The following is a 6,889-nucleotide window of genomic DNA, read 5'->3' on the forward strand; positions in this document are numbered from 1 at the left end:
TAGGGGCGGCGGGGGCGAAAAGGGCCCTCTGCGTAGGGTGGGTGCCCCGAACGGCCCATGGAAGGGATGCAGGACGATGACGATCGAGGTCGGCGACAAGGCCCCGGACTTCGAGCTGAAGGACAACCACGGCGCCACCGTGAAGCTCTCGGACTTCCGCGGCGCGAAGAACGTCGTGCTGCTCTTCTACCCCTTCGCCTTCACCGGCGTCTGCACCGGCGAACTGTGCGCCCTGCGAGACAACCTCCCGCAGTTCTCCGACCGCGACACCCAGCTGCTCGCCGTCTCCAACGACTCCATCCACACCCTGCGCGTCTTCGCCGAGCAGGAGGGCCTGGACTACCCCCTGCTGTCCGACTTCTGGCCGCACGGCGAGGTCTCGCGCGCGTACGGGGTCTTCGCCGAGGACAAGGGCTGCGCGGTGCGCGGCACCTTCGTCATCGACAAGGAGGGCATCGTCCGCTGGACCGTCGTCAACGCCCTGCCGGACGCCCGTGACCTGAACGAGTACGTGACGGCGCTGGACAGTCTGTGATCCGGACCTGATCCCGGCACGAACCCGGTACGAACCCGGCATCATCCCGGCTCCGTGACCGGCCTGTGATGCCGACACTCTGGGATTCTTCACGCCCAGGGCCTGCGGCGGTGGGGAACCCCTCACTAGGATCGACACGTTGATCCGATACCAACGCACTACGGGGCGCACCGCCCCTGGACACCAATGGGAGGACTCGTGGGAGTCAGCCTCAGCAAGGGCGGCAACGTATCGCTGTCGAAGGAGGCCCCGGGACTGACCGCGGTCATCATCGGTCTGGGGTGGGACATCCGCACCACCACCGGTACCGACTTCGACCTGGACGCCAGCGCCATCCTGACGAACGCGGAGGGCAAGGTCAGCAGTGACGCCAACTTCGTGTTCTTCAACAACCTGAAGAGCCCCGACGGCTCGGTCGAGCACACCGGTGACAACACCACCGGTGAGGGCGAGGGCGACGACGAGCAGATCAAGGTCAACCTCGCCGGCGTCCCGGCCGATATCGAGAAGATCGTCTTCCCGGTCTCGATCTACGACGCCGAGAACCGCCAGCAGTCGTTCGGCCAGGTGCGCAACGCGTTCATCCGCGTCGTGAACCAGGCGGGCGAGGCGGAGATCGCCCGGTACGACCTTTCCGAGGACGCCTCCACGGAGACCGCGATGGTCTTCGGCGAGCTGTACCGCCACGGCGCGGAGTGGAAGTTCCGTGCCATCGGTCAGGGGTATGCCTCAGGTCTGCGCGGCATCGCGCAGGACTTCGGCGTCAACGTCTGAGCCACCTCGGGGCCGTCGTCCGGCCCCGGGCAGCTTCAACACGCTTCACCTTTTTTCCGTCCGGCGTCGCACACTCCTAGTGCGGCGCCGGACGTGCTCGACAACCCAATGGCTTGACCGGGGAGGACAAGGATCATGGGCGTCACGCTCGCCAAGGGGGGCAATGTCTCCCTCTCCAAGGCCGCACCGAACCTCACACAGGTGATGATCGGGCTCGGCTGGGACGCACGCTCGACCACCGGAGCAGACTTCGACCTCGATGCCAGCGCGCTGCTGTGCAACTCGGGGCGGGTGCTCGGTGACGAGTGGTTCATCTTCTACAACCAGCTCAAGAGCCCGGACGGCTCGGTCGAGCACACCGGGGACAACCTCACGGGTGAGGGCGACGGCGACGACGAGTCTCTCCTGATCGACCTCTCCAAGGTGCCGGCCAACGTCGACAAGATCGTCTTCCCGGTCTCGATCCACGATGCCGACAACCGCGGCCAGACCTTCGGTCAGGTCAGCAACGCGTTCATCCGGGTCGTCAACCAGGCCGACGGCCAGGAGCTCGCCCGCTACGACCTCTCCGAGGACGCCTCCACGGAGACCGCGATGATCTTCGGCGAGGTCTACCGCTACGGCGCGGAGTGGAAGTTCCGCGCGGTGGGCCAGGGTTACGCGTCCGGACTGCGGGGCATCGCCCTGGACTTCGGGGTCAACGTCTCGTAGGGCCGCCGGGGCCGGGGAAGGTGCCCCCGGTGACCCAGGAAGACGCCCCCGCCCGCCGTGCACCGAAAGCAGTGTGGCGGGCGGGGCCGAAGGCGCGTCACTGGCGTTTGCACCCTCTGGACCTGCGACTCTCCAGGTGGGGTGGCCCGGCCCTCTCGTCCGGAGGGTCGTCCCTCTAGACTTTGTGGTCAATGTTTCGTAAAGCCGGGTACGGCGGGGGGAAACCCCCTCCGGACTTCGTCCGGGGGTAGCCCCCCATACTCACGATTGGGTAGCCAGTGGTTCTGAAAACCTTCGGCTGGTCGTTCGCGGTCACCGCGCTCGGCTTGGTCGCAGCGGTGCTGATCGACGGATGGACCGCGTTCGGGATCGTGCTGATCCTGTCCATCCTCGAGATCTCGCTGTCCTTCGACAACGCTGTGGTCAACGCCGGAATCCTGAAGAAGATGAGTGCCTTCTGGCAGAAGATCTTCCTCACCGTCGGCATCCTGATCGCCGTCTTCGGAATGCGGCTCGTCTTCCCGGTCGTGATCGTCGCGATCAGCGCCTCCCTCGGCCCCATCGAGGCGGTCGACCTGGCGCTCAACGACGCCGACCGCTACCAGGAACTGGTCACCGACGCCCACCCGTCGATCGCCGCCTTCGGTGGCATGTTCCTGCTGATGATCTTCCTCGACTTCATCTTCGAGGACCGTGACATCAAGTGGCTCGGCTGGCTGGAGCGCCCGCTGGCCAAGCTCGGCAAGGTCGACATGCTGTCGGCCTGCATCGCCCTGATCGTCCTGCTGATCACCGCGCTGTACCTCGCCCCGAAGGCCCACCTGCACGCCGGATCCGCCGACAAGGCGGAGACGGTGCTGCTCTCCGGCGTCGCCGGACTCATCACCTACCTGGTCGTCGGTGGACTCTCCGGCTTCTTCGAGAACCGTCTCGAGGAAGCGGAGGAGCGCGAGCACGAGGCCGAGGAGGAGGCCCAGCGCGAGGGCAAGAAGGTCTCCGCAGGTGTGCTCGTCGGCAAGGCCGCCTTCTTCATGTTCCTGTACCTGGAGGTCCTGGACGCGTCGTTCTCCTTCGACGGCGTCATCGGCGCCTTCGCCATCACGAACGACATCATCCTGATGGCCCTCGGCCTCGGCATCGGCGCCATGTACGTCCGGTCGCTCACGGTCTACCTGGTCCGCCAGGGCACCCTCGACGACTACGTCTACCTGGAGCACGGCGCGCACTACGCGATCGGTGCCCTGGCCGGCATCCTGCTCATCACGATCCGCTTCGAGGTCAACGAGATCGTCACCGGCCTCATCGGTGTCGTACTCATCGCCTGGTCCTTCTGGTCCTCCGTGCGCCGCAACCGGGCGATCGAGGCCGCAGAGGGAAAAGCTGAAGCCTCGGACGACAAGGCTGAGATCTCGTCCGGGGTGTGACACCGCTCCGAGTGAGGAACGCTCTGTGAGGGGCGGCCGTCGAGGGAATCCTCGCGGCCGCCCCGCCGCATTCGTCGAGGTGAACAGGGAAGCGTGGGGGCGGGAATGAGCTTCTGGGAAGGCTTGTGGCGCGGCCGGTCGACGGATTTCGACTCGGGCAGCGCGGCGACCAACGCCATAGAACTGACCAAACGGAACCACACGATCTCGCTCACCAAACAGGGCGCCGCCACCGGCAACCTCCGTATCAACCTGTCCTGGCGGATGCGCACCTCCGACATCGGCGGGTCCCAGCGGGAGAGCCTGCTGCGCCACCCCTTCAAGGCCTTCAAGCCGGACGTGGTGCAGGCGCACACCCAGAGCATGGTCAACGTCGACCTCGACCTGGGCTGTATGTACGAGCTCGCGGACGGCACCAAGGGAGTCGTCCAGCCACTGGGCGGCTTCCTGGGCGAGCTCAACGGCGCGCCGTACGTGAAACTCAGCGGTGACGACCGCTTCGGTTCCGGCTCGGGCGAGACGATCTTCGTCAACCTCGACCACCGCGAGCAGATAAAGCGGCTCCTGGTCTTCGTCTACATCTACGACCAGACCCCCGCCTTCGACCGTACGCACGCGATCGTGACGCTCTTCCCGAGCAACGGCCCCCGGATCGAGATCGGCCTCGACGAGCGGCACTCGCAGGCCAGGTCCTGCGCGGTGGTCATGATCGAGAACGTCAAGAACGAACTGGTGGTGCGCCGCGAGGTGAAGTTCGTCTACGGGTTCCAGGCCGAGCTCGACCGGCTCTACGGCTGGGGCCTGCAGTGGGGCCGCGGCTACAAGACGAAAGCCGACCGCTGACCACGCGCTGCCGCTGGGCTCTACGGGGGCGCCTCAGGGCCCCCGAAGGGCACGGGGTGCCCCTACCGGCCGATGAACTGCGGGCCCTGCGGGGGCAGCCTGAAGTCCGGGTCGGGGAGCGGGGCCACCGGCTGGGGGTAGCCGTAGCCGGAGTGGGCGGTGGCCGGGGCCGGCTGGGACGGGGCCGTCTGCGGGTAGCCGTAGGCGGGCTGGCTGGTGGGCTGTGGGTAGCCGTACGCGGGCTGCACGGCGGGCGGCTGCTGCCGGGTGGGCTCCGGGCCCGCCGCGGCCGGTGGATAGCCGTACGAGGGCTGCTGGGGCATCGGGGGCAGCTGCGTGGGCTGCTCCGGCGGCAGAGGCCGCCCACCGGCGGGCGGGCCGGGCAGGGCGGACGCCGACGGGTCCGCGACCTCGGACTCGTCCACCGAGATGCCGTAGTCCGAGGCCAGCCCCTGCAGGCCGTTCGTATAGCCCTCGCCGAGCGCCCGGAACTTCCAGCCCTCGCCGCGGCGGTACAGCTCGCCGCAGACCAGCGCGGTCTCCTTGCCGGTCTGTGGCTTGATGTCGAAGTACGCCACCGGCTCGGCGTCCCCGAGGACGGCGTCGTACAGCAGGATCCGCAGGGCGCTGACCCGGTCGAAGGTGACGCCGTCGGCCGAAGCGACAAGGAGAATTCGGCCCACTCCATTGTCAACGCCGACGAGATCCGACTGAATCGTGTCGGTGAGTCCCTCGGCGAGACCCTCGTTCACGCGCTTCTTGCCGAGTCGCCAGACCTTGCCCGAGGGGTGCCGGGGCTGGTTGTAGAAAACGAAGTCCTCGTCGGACCGCACACGACCGTCGAGGCCGAGGAGCAGCGCGGAGGCATCCACGTCCGGGACACCCCGTCCCGGCGTCCAGCGCAGCACGGCGCGCACCGCAGTGGCGTCCAGCGGGACGTTCGACCCCTTCAGCATCGCGTGCGTCATGCGGTCATCCTGCCTTCTCGGTCCTGGTCACGACAACGCGGGGGTGACTCCCGACCGGCCCGATCCGCGGACGGGAGACACAATGGTGTTTGCCTGCGTTACCTGAATTTCATGCCCGGTGGGAACCCTTGACATGGATCTCTACGTACTATTACCGGCCACATATCGTCAGGCCGCCTAGCCGCCCCGGGGGAGACTCATGCGTCATTTCGGGCAAATCGCCCCTGAGGTGCGGGAACGCCTCTTCCACCAGGAGCCGTGCGTCTTCACCGCGGACTCCTCGGCCAGAATGCTGGCCGTGGCTCTCGGAGCCACCCTCTACAGCCCTGCCACCAGGCCGAAGCTGGCAGACGACATCGTGAAGCAGACCGGCCGCGGTGTCGTCTCGATGGTGCTGTGCCTGGAGGACTCGATCGACGACGCGGAGGTGCCGGAGGCCGAGGCGAACCTGGTCCGGCAATTCGCCGACCTGGCCGAACGCTGCCCGGAGACCGAGCTTCCGCTGCTGTTCGTCCGGGTCAGAGCACCCGAGCAGATCCCCGACCTGGTCCGGCGGCTCGGCGAATCCGTCCGCCTGTTGTCCGGATTCGTACTCCCGAAGTTCACCGAGGAGCGGGGGATCCCGTTCCTGGAGGCGCTCACCGCGGCCGAGGCCGCGAGCGGACGACGGCTGTTCGCGATGCCCGTCCTGGAATCGCCCGATCTGCTGTACCGCGAGTCGCGGGCGGAGACCCTCGCCGGGATCTTCCGGGCCGTCGACAAGTACCGCGACCGCGTGCTCGCGCTGCGGCTCGGCGTCACCGACTTCTGTTCCGCGTACGGACTGCGCAGGGCGCCCGACATGACCGCGTACGACGTGCAGATCGTCGCGTCCGTGATCGCGGACGTGGTGAACGTGCTCGGCAGGGCCGACGGCACCGGATTCACGGTGACCGGGCCCGTGTGGGAGTACTTCAGGGTCCAGGAGCGCATGTTCAAGCCGCAGCTGCGGCGCAGCCCCTTCACCCCGGAGGCCGAGGACCTGCGCGCCCTGCTGATCGAGCACGACATGGACGGTCTGCTGCGGGAGATCTCCCTCGACCGCGCCAACGGACTGCAGGGCAAGACCTGCATCCACCCCTCGCACGTCCTGCCCGTGCACGCGCTGTCCGTCGTCAGCCACGAGGAGTTCAGCGACGCCCAGGACATCCTGCGGCCCGAGCGGGGCGGCGGGGGCGTGCTGCGGTCCGCGTACACGAACAAAATGAATGAAGTGAAGCCGCACCGCGCCTGGGCCGAGCGCACCCTCCAGCGGGCCGAGGTCTTCGGCGTCGCGAACGAGGACATCGGCTTCGTGGAACTGCTCGCCGCGGGAATCCCCGGCTGACGCCCCATCGCGCCCTCATCACACCCATTCACGCTCACCGACACCCGCCGACACCCAAGGAATCCATGAAGAACGCTGTGAACGACGGGGGCGGGGCAGGGGTCTGGTCGGCGACCGGATTCCGCCCCGGGACCAAGGCCGGGGCCGGCGCGGGCCCCGGCACCGGGAGCCCGTCCGGGACGCCGGGCGGAGCCGACGGTGACACCCGCGACGGTGAGATCTGGTCCGGATGCTGGGTCGCCGAGCGGCTCGGCGACCCAGCATCCGG

Annotated in this window: 7 protein-coding genes and 1 pseudogene; 7 read left to right on the forward strand and 1 reads right to left on the reverse strand. The window is 67.7% G+C overall.

Annotation, left to right across the window (positions count from 1 at the left end; all coding sequences use genetic code 11):
• Nucleotides 1-76 precede the first annotated feature (76 nt).
• The 5 genes from AOK17_RS41945 (at nt 77) to AOK17_RS41965 (ending at nt 4,287) form a co-directional block, all read left to right on the forward strand.
• A complete protein-coding gene (locus tag AOK17_RS41945; protein WP_055617905.1) occupies nt 77-535 on the forward strand; it encodes a peroxiredoxin in 459 nt (152 codons plus the stop codon).
• Between the two features lie 198 nt (nt 536-733).
• The gene (locus AOK17_RS41950; protein ID WP_055617911.1) at nt 734-1,309 is read left to right on the forward strand and encodes a TerD family protein; all 576 of its coding nucleotides are present in this window, start codon (nt 734-736) and stop codon (nt 1,307-1,309) included.
• Between the two features lie 135 nt (nt 1,310-1,444).
• Complete coding sequence (locus tag AOK17_RS41955; RefSeq protein ID WP_055617906.1) at nt 1,445-2,020, forward strand: TerD family protein; 576 nt, start codon at nt 1,445-1,447, stop codon at nt 2,018-2,020.
• A 278-nt stretch (nt 2,021-2,298) separates the two neighbouring features.
• Nucleotides 2,299-3,444: a DUF475 domain-containing protein gene (locus AOK17_RS41960; RefSeq protein WP_055617907.1), complete on the forward strand. Its 1,146-nt coding sequence runs from the start codon at nt 2,299-2,301 to the stop codon at nt 3,442-3,444.
• A gap of 105 nt (nt 3,445-3,549) precedes the next feature.
• Complete coding sequence (locus tag AOK17_RS41965) at nt 3,550-4,287, forward strand: TerD family protein (protein WP_055617908.1); 738 nt, start codon at nt 3,550-3,552, stop codon at nt 4,285-4,287.
• 62 nt (nt 4,288-4,349) lie between these two features.
• Here the strand turns inward: AOK17_RS41965 and AOK17_RS41970 are convergent, their stop codons facing one another.
• Nucleotides 4,350-5,255 (reverse strand): TerD family protein, encoded by a 906-nt coding sequence (locus tag AOK17_RS41970; RefSeq protein WP_055617909.1) that lies wholly within the window; start codon nt 5,253-5,255, stop codon nt 4,350-4,352.
• Nucleotides 5,256-5,454: 199 nt separating this feature from the next.
• Between AOK17_RS41970 and AOK17_RS41975 the strand changes: the two genes are divergently transcribed.
• Both AOK17_RS41975 and AOK17_RS51060 read left to right on the forward strand, forming a co-directional pair.
• Nucleotides 5,455-6,621 carry an HpcH/HpaI aldolase/citrate lyase family protein gene (locus AOK17_RS41975; protein ID WP_055617910.1) on the forward strand — a complete coding sequence of 389 codons (1,167 nt, stop codon included), beginning with the start codon at nt 5,455-5,457 and terminating at the stop codon, nt 6,619-6,621.
• Between the two features lie 65 nt (nt 6,622-6,686).
• Nucleotides 6,687-6,889, forward strand: a pseudogene (locus AOK17_RS51060) (hypothetical protein); the annotation flags it as partial.

The sequence above is a fragment of the Streptomyces phaeochromogenes genome (genome assembly GCF_001418655.1).
Taxonomy (GTDB): domain Bacteria; phylum Actinomycetota; class Actinomycetes; order Streptomycetales; family Streptomycetaceae; genus Streptomyces; species Streptomyces phaeochromogenes.

What these genes read in the sequence shown, in the direction of transcription:
- AOK17_RS41970 (WP_055617909.1), bottom strand. Translation starts at nt 5,255, where the DNA reads ATGACGCACGCGATGCTGAAGGGGTCGAACGTCCCGCTGGACGCCACT.
- AOK17_RS41945 (WP_055617905.1), top strand. Translation starts at nt 77, where the DNA reads ATGACGATCGAGGTCGGCGACAAGGCCCCGGACTTCGAGCTGAAGGAC.
- AOK17_RS41975 (WP_055617910.1), top strand. Translation starts at nt 5,455, where the DNA reads ATGCGTCATTTCGGGCAAATCGCCCCTGAGGTGCGGGAACGCCTCTTC.
- AOK17_RS41955 (WP_055617906.1), top strand. Translation starts at nt 1,445, where the DNA reads ATGGGCGTCACGCTCGCCAAGGGGGGCAATGTCTCCCTCTCCAAGGCC.
- AOK17_RS41965 (WP_055617908.1), top strand. Translation starts at nt 3,550, where the DNA reads ATGAGCTTCTGGGAAGGCTTGTGGCGCGGCCGGTCGACGGATTTCGAC.